The organism is Hydrogenophaga sp. T66 (assembly GCF_057219855.1).
Window position 1 is genome coordinate 1,185,009 of the sequence record NZ_JBXVVX010000001.1, and the last position, 19,965, is coordinate 1,204,973.

Genomic DNA, 19,965 nt, shown 5'->3' on the forward strand with positions numbered 1-19,965 from the left:
CCCGCTTTCCCCGGCGCCTGCCGCCCCCACCGCTCTGGCCCTGCCCGCCGAGGCGTCGCCGTGGCGCCTGTCCGTCGCCCCCATGATGGACTGGACCGACCGCCACTGCCGGTTCCTGCACCGCCTGCTCAGCCGCCGCACGCTGCTTTACACCGAGATGGTGACGACCGGTGCGCTGATGCACGGCAGCGTGCAACGCCACCTGCGCTTCAATGCGGAGGAACATCCGGTGGCGCTGCAGCTCGGCGGCAGCGAGCCCGACGAACTCGCCCGCGCCGCGCGGCTGGGACAAGACTGGGGCTACGATGAGATCAACCTCAACTGCGGCTGCCCCAGTGAGCGGGTGCAGCGCGGCGCGTTTGGCGCCTGCCTGATGGCCGAGCCCCAAACGGTGGCCGATGGCGTGAAGGCCATGCGCGACGCGGTGAGCCTGCCGGTGACGGTGAAACACCGCATCGGCATCGACCGCGAGGAGAGCTACGGCTTTGTGCGTGACTTCGTGGGCACGGTGGCCGACGCCGGCTGCCAGGTGTTCATCGTGCACGCCCGCAACGCCTGGCTGCAGGGCCTGAGTCCGAAGGAAAACCGGGAGATTCCGCCCTTGCGCTACCCGCTGGTGCACCGCCTGAAGCAGGACTTCCCCGATCTGACGATTGCCATCAACGGCGGCATCACCACCGACGACCAGATCGCCGAGCAGCTCAGGCACGTCGACGGCGTGATGGTGGGCCGCGAGGCCTACCACCACCCCTGGCTGCTCACCGGCTGGGACAGCGCCTTCTTCGGCGACGCGCCCCGCGCCGTGGACCGCGACGCTGTGGAGGACGCGATGGTCCGGTACATGGAGCGCGCCCACGCCGAGGACGGTTGCCCTTGGTACGCGATCGCGCGGCACATGCTGGGCCTGCGCCACGGGCTGCGCGGCGCCCGCCGCTGGCGTCAGGTGTGGAGCGACCACCGCCTCAAGCCCTTGCCGCCGCGCGAGGTCTGGCGTCTGGCGCAGGCCCACGTGGGCCTGGAGCAGGGCGCGGAAGAGGGCGCGGATGGGGTGGCCGCGCCCGTCGCGGTCGATGCGGCGCCAGCGGTGCAGCCATGAGCGGGTCCCATCGCCCGGCCGAGCCGCACAAGCCACTGAACATGCCACTGGACAGGCCGCTGGACGCGCCGGTGGACGCACCGTGCCACTCCATCGACACGCCCGTGGGCCGCGTGGCCGTCTACCGCGCCGATCCGCCCGCCGGGGCCGCGTCCGGCCTGCCACCGCTGGTGCTCGTCCACAGCGTCAACGCCGCCGCCTCGGTCGCGGAGGTGGCACCGTTGTTCGAGCACTACCGACAGAGCCGCCCGGTGCTGGCCCTCGACCTGCCCGGGTACGGCCACAGCGACCGCCCGGCCATCGCCTACACCCCGCGGCACATGACCGATGCGCTGCACGCGGTGATCGCGGCAGTCGGCGGCCCCGTGGAGACCCCCGTGGATCTGCTGGGCGTGTCGCTCGGCAGCGAGTTTGTGGTGCGCGCGGCGGTCGAGCGGCCCGGGTCCGTGCGCCGGGTGGCGCTCGTCACGCCCACCGGTCTGTCGGGCCGGCGGCGGCGCCACGGCCCGCCCGGCACCACGCTCGCCATGCCCTGGCTGCAACGCTGGCTCGCCCATCCCACCCGCGGTGAATGGCTGTTCCGCCAGCTCACCCGGCCGGGCGTGATCCGCTACTTCCTGCGCCGCACCTTCGGCAGCCCCACCATCGACGAGCGTTTGTGGGCCGCGGCGGTCGCCACCGCCCGCCAGCCCGGCGCGCGACACGCGCCGCTGAGCTTCATCAGCGGCGGTCTGTTCAGCGCCGACATCAACACCCTGTACGAGCAGATCGAGGTTCCGGTGTGGGCCAGCCTGGCCACGCGCGGCGACTTCACCGATTTCCGCGGCCGCGATTGGCTGGCCGCTCGCCCGGGCTGGCGCTTTGAGACAGTGCCGGGCGGCGCCTTGCCCTATTTCGAAGATCTCGCCGCCTTCACCGCGCGGCTCGATCCGTTCTGGCGCAAGGCCTGAGGCGAGCCCTTGGTTTAAGGACGCCCCCAGGGGCTGCGGGCTGTTCCTCGGTCTGGACTACCGCGTCGGGCGCATGCCCCCCCGGGTGAGCAGGCACAGGCGGCACAAGGTACTGGCGTGGCGCAGGTGCCGCTGCGCCCTGCGCAGACCGCGTCCCTTCAACAGGTCCTTAGTCCCCAGCACCGCGTCGGCGCCGAGTCCCAGCAGGAGCGCTAGGCTCAATCCCAGCCAGCCTCCGTGCTTGCGGAAATAGAGCAGTTCGCTCTCGATTTGCAGAGCCTGGAGTTGATTGCCCGCGCTGGTCAGCTCACCGTCGGACCGGGCGCTGGCGCCTCCGACGTGGACCACGCTGGAACTCAGCAGGCATTGCACCCCCCAGCCCGCCTGGTGGACCGCGCGGCAGTGGTCCAGCTCTTCAAAGTACAGGAAGTAGCGTGGGTCAAATAGCCCGATCTGGTCGATCACCGCACGGCGCACCAAGTAAAAACACCCTGTCACCCAGTCGCAGTCGACAACCTGCCTGCCCTGGGCCCGGGCGCGGTCGTCGGGACGGTGTTTGACCAGGCCGGTCTGGATCGCGAAGTTTCGCCAAGGCGTTGGAAAGTCGCGCGCTGAGCCATTGCCTTCGCCCGCTTCGTTCACCAGGCGCAAACCGAGCACCCCGCATCGCGGCTGTTGCTCCATGTGGCGCAGGCAGTGGTCCAGGGCATCCGGGGCCATGTAGGCGTCGGGGTTGAGCAGCAGCACGAATGGCGCGTTGCAACGGTCCAGCACCTGGTTGTTGGCCCGTCCGAATCCCACGTTGATCGTGTTTTCGACCACCGTGCAGTCGGTGAAGTCACGCTTGAGCAGAGCCACCGATCCATCCCGGGACGCGTTGTCCACGATCGCGACACTTACTCGGTGTGCGGCGCTGGCACGGCGCAAGTGATCGATGCACCGGTGCAGCAAGCCGGCCGTGTTGTAGCTGACCAGGATCACGAAAAGATCGGCGGGCTCGCTCAGCGGCGTAAACCGATACGGTGCGTGGTCGGGGCGGTGGTCAAGCCCGGGCAGGGCCGGCGTCGAGCCCGGCATGTCGAATGGGGCGACAAATGAGGCGCCTCCATTGCACGCTGATGCCGGTTGTGCCGGGCTGCCGTCAGGTCTTGACCAAGTCATGGGCGTGGCAGGTGGCTGCGGCGTCCGGTGGGGCGGAGCCCGGCACACCGGGCCAGACGGGTTCGGTCGAGGATGTCGGCCGGGCGGGCTTCAGCGCTGCGTCGATGTGTGCCTGCAAAACGGCGTAGGTTGAAGCCACGAATGGCTCTTGCAGCATGCTGGAATGGCCCCCATCGACATCGATCACGGTCACCTGCCCATCGACCGATGCTGACCATCCGAAACAGGGATCGACGAACAGCTCTGCATACGGTTGGTCGCCCGGCAGGCCCTGGCTGCGCGTGGCTCGCAGCAGCAGCAGATCGCCGCTCAGGTGGCCGTGGTCGCGGGCCGTTCGCTGGGCATACCTCACGATGGCGCGCACGCTGGGTGGCGACTCGCCCCGATCCGGCCGCAGCCCGGCATCGAGCCGCTTCTGAAACGCACGAATCTGTGCGTCTTGTTTGGCCTGGGCGATCCGCGAGCCCACCTCATAACGAGCGGCCGAGAAAACTTTGCGCGTGAGCGTGACCGCTCCTCGAGCCACGCGACCCAACGCACTGCCCCGCGCTGAACCGTGAACCGCGTCGTTCAAGCGGCTGAGCCGGCGCGACGACAGCAACTGCGGACGCAGCGCCGCCTCCGGATGGGTGGCCTCGAACAGCGCCAGCGTGGCGATGGACTGGCCCTGGGCTTCCAACCGACACGCGACCTCGAAGGCGATGCTGCCGCCGGCACACAGGCCCGCCAAGATGTAGGGCCCTTGCGGTTGCACGCTTCGGATCAAGCGGGCGTAGTGGTCCGCCATGTCCGCGATGCGCGTGTGCAGGATCGGCAGTTCATCGTCCCCATGGGGACGCAGCGCATACACCGTATGGCGCGGATGCAGTCGCATGGCGAGGTTTCGGTACAGCAGCACCTCACCGTCAATGTCATGAACGAAAAACACGGCGGGCCCACCCGTACCCGTCCGCAGCTTGATCAACGCGCTGCGCCCCTGGCGCTGATCGACCAATGCCGACAGACCGCGGATCGTCGGAAACTCGATCAGGCTGGCGGGCTGCACCTGCTTGCCCAGTCGCGCTTCAATCTGGCTCACCAGGGTCATGGCGAGCAGGGAATAACCCCCCAGGTCGAAGAAGTTGTCGTCGAGTCCGATGTCGGTCCGCTTCAACAGCTCGCACCACAGGGCATGCATGTTGCGCTCGGCATCCGTCATCGGCGGATCGGACGCCACCGGTCCGGCGACAACCGCCGTCCCCTGGCTGGACAACACCGCCAGGCTGGCACCCTCGGCACCGCCCAGATATTGCAGGCTACCGTCGCTGCGCCAGCGCGCCCGCGTCCCGGTGCTCTGCCAACCGCCGAATGCATCGGCAACCCGGACACGAAGTTCGCCCGCAACCCCGGTGGGCACCGGGTCGCCGGCCGGATCCGTCAGCTGCAGGGCATCGTCCAGCAAGGGGCGACCCAAGAGGTGGCATTCGTGGGGGTGGTTGACCTCGCCCGCCGCGATCGGCAGGCCCAGGACTGGCTCGCGGTACACCGTCAACGGCTTCAGGCCTGACGCGATGAGCGCCGATGCCCGCGCGGTCTGACCGACCGCGCGGTCCATCACCACCCGGGATCCGACAGACACGAAGACGCCGTGTTCCCCAAGCCAACGGTCCCAATCGGTGGCCGAGGCGTGAATGATCGTGGCCGCTTCCGGGGCAGCGCACGCCAGGTCGCCGAGCGCGGGCACCACCTCAGCCCGGGCACCCGAGAGCCAGGCTGCTCCAATCTGAAGCCAGGTGAACAGGGGCCGCTCGGCGTCTTGCCGGAGCCACCAGGTGTCTGCGGGACCCGCTGACACGGCGAGGGCCAGTGCGTTGAGCAGCCCGGCCACGTGGTCCGCATCCAACACCGGCCAAGGCGTCGGGTCTGACATGTTTCGCGGGGCCTTGGGGGGCGCCGACAAGGCCAGCCATCGACCGGCAGCGGGCGCGCTGCTTTCGGGCGCCACCCCGCCGATCAACAGGGCCAGGTCGGTGCGCTGTCCAGCCTGCGAGCCCCGCGGATCATCCGCCGCCAAGGGGCACCACGCGGCTCCCGCGCACACGACCGCCAGCAATGCCGCAGCGTGGTCGAACGGGTCATCCGACACCACGACCACCAGCCGGCGCTCAGGACCCAGGTTGGCCTTGATGGCGGTACCGAAACGCGCCAGGGCCTGGCTCAGGTCATCACCCGTCCGGGACGTTTCCCCCCCGCGCAGGGCGATGTCGCTGGTCCGCGAACGCCAATGGGCCTCCAACCGGCCAGGCAGTGTCAGGGCGCTGGACGCCGGCGCGGCGGTGCACTTGGCGACAACCTGGGCCAACGGGTCGGTGGTGGGCACCAGCAGTTGAGACAGGCTTCGTTCCGGGCATCGGGTGCCGGCATCGAGCAGCTGAACAAAGCGGTCCCGCAGCGCTGCCACGCTGGGGCCGAGGAAGATGTCAGGGTCGTACTTGAACCCGCCCGAGATACCTTGGGCCTCCTCCACGAGCCACAGGTTCATGTCCTCGGAGGCGCCGTCCAGCGGCACGTGGATGCGCTCGTGCTGGAGGCTGCCCCAGCGGGTCTGGCGCCCGCGGACGTCCTGGAAGTTGAAGAGTGCCTGGTAGATGGCCCCTGCGGGGAGGTTCAACTCCTGAGAGATCCGCTCGAAGGGGACGTCCTGGTGGGCGATGGCGTCGGTGACTTCTTTTCTCACCCGCCGCACCCAATCGGTCATCGACATCGACAGGTCCACCGGCAGGCGCAGCGGCAGCGTGTTGTTGAAGAAGCCCATCACGCCCTCGAGTTCGGCGGCGGGACGCCCCCGCACCGGCAGGCCGATGGTCGGCATCGGTTCATCCATCCACTGCGACATCAGGGCGGCATAGGCCGCCAGCAACACGATGCTGGTGGTGCTGCCGGTGCGCCGGGCCAAGTTCTGGATGAGCGCGATCTGCGCCGCGTCAACGGTCAACAACGCGTTGGCCGCCTTGCCGGAGCTGACCTGAGGCCTCGGGCGGTCGAGATGCGCCTCCGGGCGCGCCCGCAGCGTCCCGAGTTGGCGCTGCCAGTACCCGGTCTGTTGCCGGATTTCCTCGCTCTGCATCCAGCGTGCGTGCCAGGCAGCAAAGTCGCCGTAACCGATGGCCAGTGGGGGCAGCGGTGAGGGCCGACCCTGTTCGAAGGCTTCGTAGAGGGCCGCCATTTCGGCGTAAAAGAGGTCGAACGACCAGCCGTCCCACAGGATGTGGTGCGCCATCAGGAACAGCGCGTGGTGGTCGTCGGCGAGCTTGTAGAGGCGGACCCGAGCGAGTGGTGCCTGGTCGAGCTGGAACGGCATCGCCGTGAGGCGGTTCATGTCGTCCAGCAGCGCCTGTTCGCGTTGCGCTGGCGGCAGGCCGCTGAGGTCGGTCGGGGGCAGCAGCCGCAGTTCGGCCGACGCGTCGATGCGCTGCACGAAGCCAGCGCCGGACGCCACGATGGAGGTGCGGAATGCCTCGTGGCGTTTCACCACCTCGCGGAAGGCCTGATCGAAGGCCGTGAGATTCATGGGCCCGCGCAGCCGGTGTCCGCTGGGCGCGTGATATCCGAGCCGGCCCGGGTGCATGCGCTCCACAAAGTGAATGCGTTCCTGCATCAGGGTCAGGGGCGCAGTGCCCGGCTCGGGGCGCGGCAGGATCGGCTCGCGCGGCGGCGGCGCATCGGCACCGCGCGCCTGAATGACCGCGGCGGCGAGCTTCTCCACGGTGGGGGACTCAAACAGTGTGCGCAGGGCGAGCTGCAGGCCGAGTTCACGGTTGATGCGAGCCATCAACTGGGCGGCCAGCAGGGAATGACCACCCAGCGCAAAGAAGTCGTCGTCGATGCCAACCGCGGCCAGCTTCAGCACCGTCGCCATGGCGGTGGCGAGTTGCTCCTCAAGGGGACTGCGTGGCGGCTTGCCGGTGCCGACCGAGGCCGAGGCGGCCTCTGTCGGCACCGGCAGGGACTTGCGGTCGATCTTGCCGTTGGGCAACAGCGGCAACTGGTCGAGCACCACAATCTGCTGCGGCACCATGTAGGCTGGCAGTGGCCCTCGCAAAGCCTCACGAAGGACCGAGCTGTCGAGGCCCGCGCCCGGCCTGGGGACGACAAACGCAATCAGGCGGGATTGCCCCGGCGAATCCTCCACCGGAAGAACGACGCTGCGAGCCACGCCGGGCTGGGCCTCCAGGCTGGCCTCGATCTCGCCCAGTTCGATGCGGTAGCCGCGGATCTTCACTTGAAAGTCAAGGCGGCCCAGGTGTTCAAGCTGCCCGTCTTCGCGCCAGCGACCCAGATCGCCAGTGCGGTACAGGCGAGCGCCCGGTGTCCGGGCGAAGGGATCGGGGACGAAGCGCTCGGCGGTCAGCTCGGGGCGTTTGAAGTAACCGTTGGCGACGCCCAGCCCGCCGATACAGATCTCTCCCTCGCCGCCGATGGGGGCAGGTCGGCCCATGTTGTCCATTACCCAGATCTGGGTGTTGTCCATGGGGTGGCCAATGACGATCGGAGCCCTCGCATCCTGCACGCGAGCCAGCGTGGACCAGACGGTGGTTTCGGTCGGACCGTACAGGTTCCAGAGTTCAACGCCCGCGTGGATCAGCTGCGCGGCCAGTGCGGGTGTCAGGGCCTCGCCGCCGCACAGGGCCCGAAACCCGCTCGGTGCCTGCCAGCCCGTGTCCAGCAGCAGATGCCAGGTGGTGGGAGTGGCCTGCATGACATTGATGGCCTCGGCCTGGAGCAACCGGGACAGCGCCTCGCCATCGATCGTGTCATCTCGTTGGGCCAATATGACGCGCGCGCCGCAGGTCAGTGGCAAAAACAACTCCAGCACGGCGATGTCGAACGACAGCGTGGTGACCGCCAGCAAGCGGTCCCTCGCTTCAAGACCCGGCGCCCGCTTCACACTGGCCAAGAGATTGCACACCGCCCGCTGGGGCACCACGACGCCCTTAGGTTTCCCCGTGGAACCCGAGGTGTAGATCACGTACGCAGGGGCGTCCGCCGCCGCTGGCGCGAGGCCGCTCAGTTCGGTCACCGGGGCCTGGTTGATTTCAGCTGCGTCTTCATCGACCCGCAATTGCCGTTCGCGGGGAATGCCGGTGAGATCGGCGTGCCTGGCTTCCGTGATGACCAGCCCCAGCTCAGCGTCTTGCGCCATGAAGTGCAGCCGTTCTTTGGGGAAGTGCGGGTCCAAGGGCACATAGGCGGCTCCGGTCTTGAGTACGCCCAGCAAGGCCGGCACGAGCTCGGCGCCCCGGTCGAGGCATACGCCGACCAGTGCACCAGGACCCACGCCACGCCGGTGCAGCACATGGGCGTATCGGCGCGCGCGGGCCGCCAGCGCTCGGTAGCTCAGCCGTACACCCGGCGCCACCAGGGCAATCTCTTCGGGCGTGCGAGCCGCTTGTGCGTCGATCCACTGCTCCACCCGGGCCCCGGCATCCATGGGTACCGCGGTGTCGTTCCACGTCAGCAGGCGCGGGTCGAACGACGGGCCGTCCACTCCCACCGGGCGATCGAGCGTGTCGGCCAGGGCCGAGCATTCGGCCTGCAGCTCGGCGACCAGCGCCTGCGCGCGCTCGGCGCTGAAGAACTCGGTGCTGTAGTGCAGGTCGAGGCTGAGCGCGTCGCCCTTCTCGTAAAAATTGAAGAACAGCTCACCCAGCAGGCCGGCCTTGGTGCCTTCATGCAGGCTCGCATCCAGAGGCGCGTAGGTCGTGAGGTCCACCAGCGGATTGAAGTTGAAGTAGACACCGGTGAGCGGCGGGCGGTCACCTGTGCTGCGAAGGTTCAGCGCGCGAGCTACCGTGCCTTGTGTCATCAAGGGATGGTCGAGTGCATCCATCAGGTCGTTGCGCACCCGCCGCAGCAGGCTGGCTGCGGTGTCTTCGGGCTGGATCTGCACGCGCAGCGGAAGGTCAAGCACGCCATCGCTGATCAGTGGTCCCAGCCGCTGCAGGCTCTGGCTGGCAAACGGGACGCTGAGCACGAAATCGCGGCTGCCACTGCGCCGGTGCAGCACGACCGACACGGCCGATAACAGCAGTTGGAACAGGGTGGTGCCCGCCGCCTTGGCCTGCGCTCTCAAGGACACCAGCATCGGGCCGTCGATGCGGGTGCGTTCCGTGTCGGCGCTGTACTGACGGGCACCGGCCGGCGCCCGATCCCCCAGGCTCAGCGGCGCCGGTGGGTTGGCCAGGCGGGCTTTCCAGAAGGCGAGATCGTCGCGCGCCTGGGGGCTCGCGAAACGGCGCTGTTCTTCAAGGCCGAATGCCAGTGGCGAGGCCGCATCAGGCAGGTTCAGCGAACGGCCCGACCGGCGCGCGTGGTACGCCTGGGCGAGTTCGGCGTTGAACACGCTCGAGGCCCAGCCGTCGAAGATGAGGTGGCTGGCGACCAGGTGCACCACCGTGCGCCCATCGGACAAACGGAGCACGCTGACCGCGGCCAGCGGCGCTTGGTCGAGGGGGAAGTCGCGTCCGTTCGATTCCCGGCAGAAACGGTCCAGCGCTTGATCCGGATCGATCTGGTCGCTCAGGTCGACATGGGCGATCTCGAAGGGGCGCGAAGGCGTCAAGCGCTGTCGCGGTTGTTCGACGCTGAAACAGAGGCGAAAGGCGTCGTGACGCGCGAGCACATCCTGCAGCGCCTGGTCCAGCGCGTCGGCGTCCACGGGGCCACGCAGTGTCAGGCAGAGCGACTCGTTGAGGGCTCGCCGCGCCGCCGGATCGAAGGTGCCGGCCAGCCAACGCTCCGTTTGCCCCGGTGTCAGTGGGCCTTCAATCACGGGGTCGGTCTGCCCATCCGGTGGCGGGGGGGCGCCGTCCCGGGGAGGGATGAAGCCCCGTGCCATCAATTCGTCGAGCGCCGCGATGAAAACATCGCCGATCCGCCGGGTGTCATCGTCGGTCATCGCCGCGGTCAGGAAATGACCGAATTGTTCATAGAGGTGAAGACCGTGGAATCGCACCAGCCAGTAGAAGAGGCTGACGTTTTTTTGCCCATCGTCCCAGGCCAGGCGCCAGAGCGAGGCGCAGTGGACGGCCTTCACCGGTGCGCCGCGCGCCGCAAACGCCTCGTTCAGGCGGTGTATCAGGGCCTCGGTGCGTGCATTGATCTCCCGGTACAGAGCGGGTCCGGCGCGCTGCAGGTGCAGCAGTGCTGCTTTGGCCGCAGCCAGGGCGAGGGGATGGCGGACGAAGGTACCCGCAAAGTAGGTCACCCCGGCTTCTGGGTAGGACGCGTCGCCGTACTGCCAGTGGCCGCCGTCGAGCGCATCCATCCATCGGGCCGATCCGGCGATCGCCGACAGGGGCAGGCCTCCGCCGATGATCTTTCCGTAGCAGGCGAGGTCGCCGCGGATGCCATAGAACTCTTGTGCGCCCCCCGGCGCCACGCGGAAGCCAGTGACGCATTCGTCGAAGATGAGTGCGCAGCCCGCTGCATCGCAGATGTCCCGCAGGCTTTGCACGAACTCGCGAGGCTGCAAGGTGGGCACCTTGTTCTGGATCGGCTCAATCATGATGGCCGCCAGCTCGTGAGCCCGCTCGCGCAACACCTGAAGCGACGCCTCGCTCCCGTAGTCGAGCACCAGCATGTGTTCGACCGCGCTCGGGGGAATGCCGGGCGCAGCTGCCAGGGGCCGCAGCTGCTTGCTGCCACGGACAATGACTTCGTCGACGATCCCGTGGTAGGAGTTGGTGAAGATGGCGACAGTCTGGCGACCTGTCACCGTGCGAGCGATGCGAAGGGCTCCGACCACCGCCTCGGAGCCGGTGTTGCAGAAGGCGACGCGCTCCATCCCGGTGAGCGCCGAGATCAGGTCCGCAACGTCGGCCGACAAGGGGTGCTGCGGTCCGAGCTCAATGCCGGTCTGCACCTGCTGCACCATTGCCTGAACGAGGTCTGGTGGCTGGTAACCCAGGAAGTTGGCGCCAAAGCAGGCCAGCAGGTCGATGAACTCGTTGCCGTCGAGGTCCCACATCCGGCAGCCCTGGGAGCGCTCTACCACGAGCGGGTAGACCAAGTCCTTCCAGAGGGGGTTGAATCCGGTGACCACCCGTGGGTCGGCCATGCGATGCCGGTGCTTCTGGCTGAAGGCCTTGGACCGGCCGAATTTCGCGTTGCAGCGAGCGATGAAATTGTCGAGCCAGGCGCGCTGGACAGGAGTGAAATCCTGCTGCGCTGTGAGGGTGAGTCGGGGCGAGGCTCCGAAGGGTTTGTCGACCAGCGACGCCTTGGCGGGGCCCAGGAGGTCGCCGGTGGCACTGGACGGTGACAAGGCTGTTGCTGTTGACCGGGCGGCGGCCACGGCCGGGGCCGGGGCTGCGCCCGTGGATGGCAGCGGCAAACCACCCCCCGGCAGGGGCTGGCCCCCGAGCAAGGCCAGTTGCTGCGACATGAGTTGCAACTGCTGGGCAATCGTTTGCTGGAGGAAGCTGGCGTCCGGACCAGGGGTACGCGGCGCGGAGGGCGTGAGGATTTCGCCTGGGATCCCCTGGGGCACCCACTGCACCCCCGCGGCCTGAGAGACCGCCGGGGGCGGCGCGGGGGCGAACCGATCGGCGGGCAGCTCGTCATCCAGAAACTGCGCCAGCCCGTCGATGGTGTTGAGGTCCTCGAGCAGCCGTCGGAATCGCAGCTTGACGCCGAACACCTTCTCGATTTCCAGCGTGGCCTGCGTCAGCGCCAACGAATCCATGCCCTGATCGAGGAAGGTGGTCCCGCGCGAGATTTCTTCCAGGGATAGGCCGGACACATCGCCGAAGATGCGCTGTAATTCGGCGTCGAGGCGAGGCTTTCGACTCATGGGCACAGTCCCGGTGGGAGTGGTGGACAGCACTTGGTGTGGGGTCTGTTGGGCTTGCTGGCTGAACCAGTGACGCTCGCCAGCGAACGGGTAGGTGGGCAGGGTAGCCCGGCGGATGCTTCTGGGCACTGGCCAGGCCACATGGACGCCGTGACTCCAGAGCTGGCCTAGGGCCTGCAAGGCCTGTCGGGCCGGATCACGCCCCGGACGGTCATGGCCGAGCAGGGTCACATGGGGGGCTGGCGGGCCGTCGTCGGCACGGTGTTGCCGCAGCAGGGCGCTCAGCGCCTGACCGGGCCCCACCTCCACGAACACGGTGTTCGGCTCAGCCAGCTCGGCGGTCAAGGCGCGGGTGAACTGCACCGGCGCGCGGACCTGCCGGGCCCAGTACACCGGATCGGTTGCCTGATCGGCGGTCAGCGGCACACCGGTGGTGCACGAGTACACGCGGGTCTCGGGAGCGGTCAGGTGAACCGCGCCCAGCGCGGCTTGCACCGCTGGCAGCGCGGGCTCCATCATGGCGCTGTGAAAGGCGTGGGACACGTTCAGGGCGGTATGACCAATCGCGTGCGCGTCGAGCGCGGTCACCAGCCGACCGATGGCTTCGTGGGAACCGGCCACCACCGTGAGTTCCGGCGCATTGAGGCCCGCGATTTCCGTGCCATCCAACAGCAGCGGGACCAGTCGATCCGGGCCGGCGCGTACCGCCAGCATGGCGCCTGGCGGTTGCGCGGCCATGGCTTGGCCACGGGCGATCACCGCGCGCAAGGCATCGTCGAGCGTCATCGCGCCGGCCAGCGCCGCGGCAGCGTATTCGCCCACGCTATGGCCAATCAGGGCGTCGGGTTTGACGCCCACACTGCCGAGCCAATGGGCCAATGCACAGGACATGCTGAACAGCGCCGGTTGGGCAAGCCGCGTGTCGGCTAGCCTGGCATTGGCCTGGGCGTCCTCTGGGTCTGCGTCGAGCAGGAGGGGCCGCAGGTCAATGCCCAGCGTGGCCTTGATCTGTCCGAGGCAGTGATCGAGTGTGTCGCGGAACGCCGGCAGATGTTGGTACAGGCCGCGCGCCATGCCGGCGCGTTGCGAGCCTTGGCCGGGCAGAAGAAAAACGAGGCGGGGTCGATGCAGCGCCTGGATGGGCGTTGCAATCCCCTGCAGGGCGGCGACAGCCTCCGGCAGGTTTTCAGCCACCACCCCCGCGCGGTGCGACAAGCTCGCGCGCCCGCGCATCAGGGTGTACGCCACTTCGGCCAACGGGATGTCCGGATGCCGACTCAAGTAACCGGCGAGATCGGTGGCCCGGCGTTTCAGCGCCTGCGGGCTGCGCGCTGACAGCGGCAGCACCCACAGGGGGGGCAATTCGTCCTTGGCCGGCGTCGATGCGGCGTTCACGGCGCTCGCCGCGGTGACAGGCGCCTCTTCAATCACCACATGGGCGTTGGTACCCCCGACGCCAAAAGAACTGACCGCAGCCCGCCGCGGCGATGGACCACGCGGCCAGGGCGTGGTCTCCGCGATGACGCGAAAAGGGGTGTTGTCGAGGTCGAGTTGGGGATTGGCCTGCCGGAAGTGCAGGGTTTTCGGAATCTGCTCCCGTCGTAGTGCCAGGGTGGCCTTGATCAGCCCCACCACGCCGGCGGCCGCCACCAGGTGACCCAAGTTGCCCTTGACCGAGCCAATGCCACAGAAGCGGGTGTCCGCGGTGTCCATCCGCCACGCGCGGCACAGCGCCTGCACCTCGATCGGATCCCCCAGCGGCGTGGCCGTGCCATGCGCCTCGACGTAACCAATGCTGCGGGCGTCGACGCGGGCGTGGTCGAGTGCCATGCGGATCGCGGCGGACTGCCCGCTGGCGCTGGGGGCGGTGAAGCTGGCCTTGTCACCGCCGTCGTTATTGATACCTACGCCGCGAATCACGGCGTGGATCTCGTCGCGGTCGGCCAGTGCATCGTCGAGCCGCTTCAGCACGACGACGGCCCCGCCGCTGGAGAACACCGTGCCGCTGGCTGCTGCATCAAAGGGCCGGCAATGGCCATCCGACGATTCCATCCCGCCTTCGACATGCAGGTAACCCGACTCCTGAGGGACGATGACGGTGGCCCCGCCCGCCAACGCGAGGTCGCATTGCCCATCGGCCAAAGCCTGACAGGCCTGCGCCACTGCCACCAGGCCGGTGGAGCAGGCGGTGTGGATGCTGATCGCTGGGCCGTTGAGATTCAGCCGGTGGGCGATGCGCGTGGCGACGTAGTCCTTCTCGCTGGCCAGCATCGTGGCGAAATCACCGAATTGCTGTACCAGCCCGGGTTGCTCCTGGCGAAGGGCCGTGATGTAGCTGTTGTTCGCGGTGCCGGCGTACACCCCGACGCGGGTATTCGTTTCCCAGGGATCGATCGCGGCGTGCTCCAGTGCCGTCCAACTGAGCTCAAGCAGCAAACGCTGCTGCGGATCGAGGATGGTGGCTTCGCGCGACGAGATGCCGAAGAAGGCGGCGTCAAAGCGGTCGGCGTCTTCAAGCACGCCACGCGATGCAACAAAGTTGGGTCGGTCGCGCAGCGATGCGGGCACGGAGGCATTGAGCTCTGCCGGGCTGAAGTGGCGAATGCCCTCACGACCCTCCAGCAGTTGTTCCCAGAAGGCGTCCACCGTCGCAGCACCCGGTGTGCGGACCGCCATGCCGACAATGGCGATCCCTGTCGATGCGCCGGAGCGGTCCGTGGCCCCAGCGTGGCGCTTGAGCGGTGTCTTCTGCAGCGCAGCGGCGATGCCTTGTACTGTGGGCCGGTCGTAGATATCGGCGATGGTCAATCCCTCGAAGCCCAGCGCCTTCAGGCGCGCAGCAAAACGCAGCACCAGCAGGGAGCGCGCACCCAGGTCGAACAAGTTGGCGTCGTCGGCCAGCGATGTGAGCCCCAGCAGTTCCTGCCAGAGCGACCGCACGGCTCGCCGGGGATCGGTTGGTACCGGGTCCGCCGGCTCAGCTGCCGGTGTTGTCGGCAGCGGCAGATGGCGCCGATCGATCTTGCCGCTTGGGGTGAGCGGCAGGGCCGACACCGGAATCAAGCGTTGTGGGATCATGTGCTCCGGCAGCCGTTCGCGCAGGTGTGGCCTTATCTCAGCAGTGTTGCCTCCTTCACGGAGCACGAGGTGCGCCACGAGCTGCCGCCCAATGCCTGGCAGATCGGGAGCCGTGACCACGGCTTCGCGCACCGCCGGGTGGGCCATCAGCGCCAGCTCAATCTCGCCAGGCTCAATCCGGAAGCCATCGACCTTGAGCTGCTGGTCGGCCCGACCCAGGTACACGAAGTCACCCGCGGCATCGCGCCGCACCAGATCGCCCGTGGCATACCAGCGGCCAGGCAGTCCGGGTACCGTCGGAAGAAACCTCTCTGCCGATAGCGCCGCGGCTCCCAGGTAGCCATGTGCGAGGCAGTCACCCCCCAGCAGCAGTTCGCCGGTGTCGGCCCCAACCTCCACGTCGCCTCGCTCGTTGCGAAGCGCCAGCCCGACATGGGGGAGGGGCCGACCGATCGGGGGGATGGCTGGCCAATCCGCCACCCGCGCCGGCAGCGCATGCACCAGCACGACATGAGACTCGGTGGGGCCGTAGTGGTTGTGCAGGCGTGCGTCGGGGAGGCGCTCAAACAACCGCCGGATGGCGGGGGTGATCTGCAATTGCTCTCCGGCGCTGATGATGTCCAGCAAGGCCGGCGGAGCCGCATCCGCGGAGGCCTCAGCCAGCATTTGCAGGGCCACGTAGGGCATGAACAGCCGGTTGATGCGCAGGGTCGACACCGCCGCGTGCAACTGCTGCGGATCCCGCCGGGTTGCCTCGGGCACCAGCACCAGCGTACCGCCACAGGCGACCGAGCCCAGTATTTCCTGGAAGTGCACGTCAAATGACAGCGGCGCGAATTGCAAGGTTCGTGCGGGACGACTCAGGCGCTCGTCATTGGCGTGGTGTGCGATCAGGTGCGCGAGTGGCCTTGAACCCATGGCCACCCCTTTGGGTTTGCCCGACGATCCTGAAGTAAACAGCACGTAGGTCAGGTCGGATTCGGCGGCGAACATAGGTTCGGTCGCCGGCCTCGGGGCTTCAAGCCGGGGGAAATCACCGATCAGGCGCTCCAGGGCGAGCAGCGCATCGGGCTCGCCCAGCACCAGCCGAGGCCCGGCGTCGTCGATCATGTCACGCAGCCGAGCAGAGGGATACGACAGGTCCAGGGGGACATAAGCCAGGCCGGCGTCGATGGCCGCCAGAATCGCGATCACGGTGTCGGGCGAGCGGCTGGCGGCGATGGCGACCCTGTCACCGGGCTGAAGGCCTCGCTGCTTCAACGTATCGGACAAGGCCTCCACCTCGACCATGAGCTGCGCGTAGCTCCATAGGCGCTCGGACGTTTCCAGAGCGATCCGTTCAGGCCACTTGGACCGGGCGCACCGCAGCCAGCTCGACAAGGCCGGCGGTTCGGTGGCCGGTGTGTGGCCAGGCATCATCAGAGCCATGGCGATTCAGGTGTCGTCTCGAAGGGTTTCCCCGATGAACACCGCGCGTTGCCCGAGGCAGGCCGGTTGCGCATGATGTCCGCTTCTTGAGTTTGAAAGTTCTATGCCGCGCCCAGGCGGCAACTCCCGCTGCGTCTCATGGTAACCATAAAGTGAGGTATCCCGGTCACAAATAGACACAGCAACCGTGTCATAAACTGCACATCGCGGATTAAGGAAGACCGTCTTGGGCTTGAGCGGCTAGCGCTCCGTGGGCGGCAGGCGGGATTTGCGCGCATTTTGAGTGCGGCCTAAGAGCTTGCCCGCCCAGGTAATCGCGCTCCGTCTGTCGTGTGATGGCCCATCGGGATCGTCGGGACGCAGCGCGCCGCAGCGCTCACTTGCGAATCCGCCTCTCGGGTCTGCGCCGAATAGCCGATCGGGCGATGGTTGCCCACCTTTAGTTAACCGAGTCTTAAAAGTGGGGCGTCCATGGGCAGCATCACCGGTCTGAAGCTCGTCACCCTGATCCTTCTGGGCATTCTGGTGATGGCGATCGCCGTGGCGGCTGTCCTGAGTCAGGACGGGCGCCGAAAGTCGCACGCGCGACCAAGCGACCCCGACAAGCTGCTGCTGGGCGTGCTGGGCGATTCGGATTCAGCGGCCTACCAGGACCGGGTGAGCTTTCCGGCGTCGGGAGACCGGCCGGGTGGTGAGTTCCACGCCATCACCCTGCAATGGCCTGAGGCGCTGGTGCGCCTGAGGGCGTCTCGCATCGATTTGGGCGAGTGGGCGGTGTGGGGCGTACCCCCCTGGGCGTCGATGGCTCGAGTGCGTGACGCGCTGCAGCTGCCGTGGCGTGGGCCGAGAAAGGAGACCCACCAAAACAACCTCGCCTGGGCATCGGGATGCGAGTCGCTTACCACGGGCGGATGGCGACAGACACAGCGCTTGGTGGATGTGATGGACGAGCAACCGGCGCGTTGGGCGTCGGGTGTGGTGGTCATCCGCACCGGAGTGAACAACTTCGGCAAGGACAGCGACCTGGCCGCACTGGCCGCTGATCCAGACGACCAGGCGGTCAAAGCCAGAATGTCGGCATGCATCGAGCACGTCCGCGCCGCGGTGGCACTGATTCACAAGCGGCACCCCAGCACGCGGGTGGTGCTGGTGGGCATCTTCAACAATGCCCACTGGGTTCCCTATCTCGACCGATGGACGTCTCCGTCGGAACAAGCCAACGTGAACCGCGGGCTCGACCACTTCGACGATGCCCTGCGCGCCATGGCCGCCGCCGACCCGCGGCTGGCGTTCTTCGATGACCGCGCCTGGTTTGCCCGCCATTGGGGTGAGCGCGACCCCGAGACTGGCCGAGCCATCGACCAGCCGGTCCGGGTGGGCGAGGTGTTGACGGTCACCAACACCGCAGGCGATCACCCGCGCCATGCTGTCCTCGCAAACCAACACGCGGGTTTGGTGTGGAACCTGTTGTGGTCGCAGGAATTGGTGCAACTGCTGCGCAGTCGGTTCCGCATCGCGATCGATCCGATTACCGAGGCTGAAATTGCGCGATTTGTGCAGCAGGCGTTGACCGAAGTCGCCGCACCCGTCGGCGACAAACCCTGACCTGAGCCATCGCGCAGAACCGCGTCACCTGGAGCCGAGCAGCCGGGCGGTACGGCGGGCGCCGCTGTAGGCCACGGCCTTGATAGCGTCCCGCCAGGGTGCCTGTCCAACCACACTGGGCTGTAGGCCGAACCGGGACAGCGCTTTTCGGGCTTGGCGGTTGAACATCATCGCTTTTCGAAGTCGTTCGGTCTCGGCCGTCTGGAAGATGATGGACATGGAAATCGATACATCGTCCGGACCGTTCTCCACCTGATGGCCCGCCACGAACGGGATGTGCAACGCCTCCCCCGGCGAGAAACTGAACGCGGTGCCCAGCGCTTCGCCCCCCGGATGCCGTCGCGGGCCGCGTGGTGCCGCATAGGCCACATAGTCCTCACACGCCTGCTGGTCGGCCACGCGGGGATCCCAAGCGGGGTAGGTGGTGACTGTTTTGCTGCCCCGGAATTGCAGCAGGAGTGTCGAGTACCGGTCGATGTGAAAGGGTGTCACGCTGTTCGGCGATGCGATGAACAGATACAGCATGGACTCGCGCACACCACCGCTTCTTCCATTCAGTCGCATCAGCGCGCTCACTTCCTCGAGCAAGGCGCGGTGCAGCGAGCCGAATGAGGCGTCTGTCTCCGGCGACCGAACCATGATGTAGGAGTCGGCGCCTCGAATGTTCTCGATGGTCTCCTCGATCGAGAGGCCATTGCGGTTGTTTTCGTGCAGGCGATCCAAGTCCTCCCCGGTATCGCGCGTGCTTCTCGAATAGAACACCTGCTCTTTCGGCAGGGCCGGCAGAACCCGCCCCAAGTTATCCAGGCTCAGTGCGGGATGCTCCATCAAGCGGTGGCTAAATCGGAACGGCTCGCGGTCCAGCAGGCGGGGGTCGAGGTTGGGTTCGAAACAACGTGTCATGCAAAAGTATGTGAGTTGGCCTGCGGCTCGGTCAACCGCCTCCGCCTCGAACGGATCCTGCTCGCGTTTCAGCGGCTTTACAGGAGGTTTATGCCCTCAGGCCCCATGCTCGCCCGTTAGGCCGCGGCTTCCAGCCCGTTGAGGAAGTGTTCGCGCATGCGCTGCGCCGCGAGCGCGCCGTCGCGGCGGGCCAGTGCGTCCATGATGGCGCGGTGCTCGGCCAGCGAGTCGGCCAGCCGCCCGGCCTTGAACAGCGAGTGGTGGCGGTTGAGTTTCATCACCTTGCGCAGATCGGCCACCATCTGTTCGCGCCAGCGGTTGTCGGCCAGCCGCAGCAGCGCGAGGTGGAAGCGCTCGTTCACGGCGAAGAAGCGGTCGCGGTCGTGGACGGCGGCCTCCAGTTCGGCGTGCAGCGCACGCAACTGGTCGAGGGCCGCGTCGTCGGCGCCGGCCGCCACCACACCGGCGGCGTCGGCTTCCAGTAGGGCCAGCAGGTGGTACACGTCGGCCAGGTCTTTTTCCGACACCTCGGTCACGTAGGCGCCGCGCCGCACTTTCATCGTGACCAGTCCCTCGGCCGCCAGCACCTTCAGCGCTTCGCGCAGCGGGGTCCGGCTGATGCCCCATTCGTCGGCGATCTTGAGCTCGTCGATCCAGCTGCCGGGCTCGAGCTCGCGCCGGAAGATGCGCTGGCGCAGGCGCTCGGCGACCTCTTCGTACAGGGCGCGGGGGGCGAGGGGGGCGGCGGACATGGGATCGACAGCGGGCAGTCAGGTGGCGGTGGGACGATATTTTGCATCAATAATTATGAATGATGTAAACTCCGCGCCGCCTGTGGGGCCCCGCGCGTCGCACCCGGAAGTCCGCCCGCCGATTTCCGCGCCGCCGCCCGGTGTCCGACACACCGACCA

At 67.5% G+C, this 19,965-nt stretch carries 7 protein-coding genes; 3 read left to right on the forward strand and 4 right to left on the reverse strand.

The genetic code is table 11. The features are described 5' to 3' along the window. Positions 1-82 precede the first annotated feature (82 nt). Together dusA and AC2D80_RS05585 are read left to right on the forward strand one after the other, a co-directional pair. Positions 83-1,096, forward strand: coding sequence for a tRNA dihydrouridine(20/20a) synthase DusA (dusA, locus tag AC2D80_RS05580; RefSeq protein ID WP_484632648.1), 1,014 nt, complete (start codon positions 83-85; stop codon positions 1,094-1,096). Next, entirely contained in the window at positions 1,093-2,046 is a 954-nt protein-coding gene (locus tag AC2D80_RS05585; protein WP_484631981.1) for an alpha/beta fold hydrolase, read from the forward strand. The genes dusA and AC2D80_RS05585 overlap by 4 nt, the downstream gene beginning before the upstream one ends. Before the next feature lie 57 nt (positions 2,047-2,103). Here the strand turns inward: AC2D80_RS05585 and AC2D80_RS05590 are convergent, their stop codons facing one another. Both AC2D80_RS05590 and AC2D80_RS05595 read right to left on the reverse strand, forming a co-directional pair. Continuing rightward, positions 2,104-3,123 carry a glycosyltransferase family 2 protein gene (locus AC2D80_RS05590; protein ID WP_484631982.1) on the reverse strand — a complete coding sequence of 340 codons (1,020 nt, stop codon included), beginning with the start codon at positions 3,121-3,123 and terminating at the stop codon, positions 2,104-2,106. 64 nt (positions 3,124-3,187) lie between these two features. Then, positions 3,188-16,546, reverse strand: coding sequence for an amino acid adenylation domain-containing protein (locus AC2D80_RS05595; RefSeq protein WP_484631983.1), 13,359 nt, complete (start codon positions 16,544-16,546; stop codon positions 3,188-3,190). Positions 16,547-17,017: 471 nt separating this feature from the next. On the opposite strand from AC2D80_RS05595, the gene AC2D80_RS05600 reads away from it, so the two are divergent. Beyond that, entirely contained in the window at positions 17,018-18,151 is a 1,134-nt protein-coding gene (locus tag AC2D80_RS05600; RefSeq protein ID WP_484631984.1) for a GDSL-type esterase/lipase family protein, read from the forward strand. Positions 18,152-18,175: 24 nt separating this feature from the next. On the opposite strand, the gene AC2D80_RS05605 is transcribed toward AC2D80_RS05600, so the two are convergent. Together AC2D80_RS05605 and AC2D80_RS05610 are read right to left on the reverse strand one after the other, a co-directional pair. Continuing rightward, on the reverse strand, positions 18,176-19,054 hold the full coding sequence (locus AC2D80_RS05605) for a cupin-like domain-containing protein (protein ID WP_484631985.1): 879 nt from the start codon (positions 19,052-19,054) through the stop codon (positions 18,176-18,178). Between the two features lie 116 nt (positions 19,055-19,170). Further along, positions 19,171-19,806, reverse strand: coding sequence for a GntR family transcriptional regulator (locus AC2D80_RS05610; protein ID WP_484631986.1), 636 nt, complete (start codon positions 19,804-19,806; stop codon positions 19,171-19,173). Positions 19,807-19,965 lie beyond the last annotated feature (159 nt).